The organism is Paenibacillus forsythiae T98 (genome assembly GCF_000520735.1).
Taxonomy (GTDB): Bacteria; Bacillota; Bacilli; order Paenibacillales; family Paenibacillaceae; genus Paenibacillus_AQ; species Paenibacillus_AQ forsythiae.
Genome location: NZ_ASSC01000586.1, coordinates 1 through 900, shown reverse-complemented (window position 1 = coordinate 900; position 900 = coordinate 1). Strand labels below are relative to the sequence as shown.

At 62.6% G+C, this 900-nt stretch carries 3 protein-coding genes; all 3 read right to left on the bottom strand.

All coding sequences use genetic code 11. The features are described 5' to 3' along the window. On the bottom strand, positions 1 to 303 hold a 303-nt coding region (locus L692_RS29345), incomplete at its 3' end, for a polyprenyl synthetase family protein (RefSeq protein ID WP_036724400.1). After that, the gene (xseB, locus tag L692_RS0118415; protein WP_025701553.1) at positions 293 to 553 is read right to left on the bottom strand and encodes an exodeoxyribonuclease VII small subunit; all 261 of its coding nucleotides are present in this window, start codon (positions 551 to 553) and stop codon (positions 293 to 295) included. The genes L692_RS29345 and xseB, both read right to left, overlap by 11 nt. Next, on the bottom strand, positions 522 to 900 hold a 379-nt coding region (locus tag L692_RS29340), incomplete at its 5' end, for an exodeoxyribonuclease VII large subunit (RefSeq protein ID WP_036724398.1). The genes L692_RS29340 and xseB, both read right to left, overlap by 32 nt.

The window sequence follows — 900 nt, the reverse complement described above, 5'->3', positions numbered from 1 at the left end:
CGTATGCACCATTTCAATCGCCACGGCCACAGGCAGCGCGGCTTCCCGGCTTCCTCCGAGCGCCTCGCACGCCGCAATGACAAGCAAAGGGCGAAGACGCTTGCCTCCGGCGAGCAGCGAATAGCTCATCGCCTCCGCCAGCTTGGCAGGCACCTCCCAATGGGGCGGGAAGAGCCTCGTGATCTCGCCCGTTACAAGATCGCCCACTCCGGAGATATATTCATTTAAAGGCTGGCGGTCTATGGGGTCAGGTCTACGACCCTCCGCCGGTTCATTTCCGGGAAGGCCGTTATTAAAAGGCATCATCGCCGTCCCCTTCCAATGCGGAGCCAAACGGCTTCTTGCGCAGTTCTCCGTCTTCTTCGACAATCATTTCGATTTTGCGTTCCACCTGCTCCAGCTTGGCTCCGCACAGCTGCGAAAGCTTCATCCCCTGCTGAAAAAGATCAATCGCCTTCTCCAGCGGAACATCGCCCTGCTCCAGTTCACGCACGATCAGCTCCAGCCGGTCCATTGCCTCCTCAAACCCCAGTTCCGCTTCTTCCTTCGCCATGATCCTTCGCTTCCTCCTTCATTCCCCATACCTGGCAATCCAGCCGCCCGTCGGCCAGCTTGACGACCACCAGGTCGCCGAGCTGGACCTCGTTCAGCGATTTGATCAAATGCCGCTCCTGCTCGTCGTAGACGAGGCTGTATCCCCGCGCCATGACCTTCAGCGGGCTGAGCGCGTCGAGCGCCTTAAGCTCCGCCGCAAAGCGGGAGCGCTTGTCCGCAAGTCGCGCTCTCATGGCGGCGGCCAGCTCACGCCTGGCCGCGTCGCTCCGGCGCCGCGCGGCGGCAGCCCCCTCGCGCGGGCTGTAGCGCTCCAGGCGGTGATGCAGCACCGCCTGACGCTCGCGC

Bases quoted from the DNA above. Each gene is read 5' to 3' on its own strand.
- xseB (WP_025701553.1), bottom strand. From the start codon at position 553: ATGGCGAAGGAAGAAGCGGAACTGGGGTTTGAGGAGGCAATGGACCGG.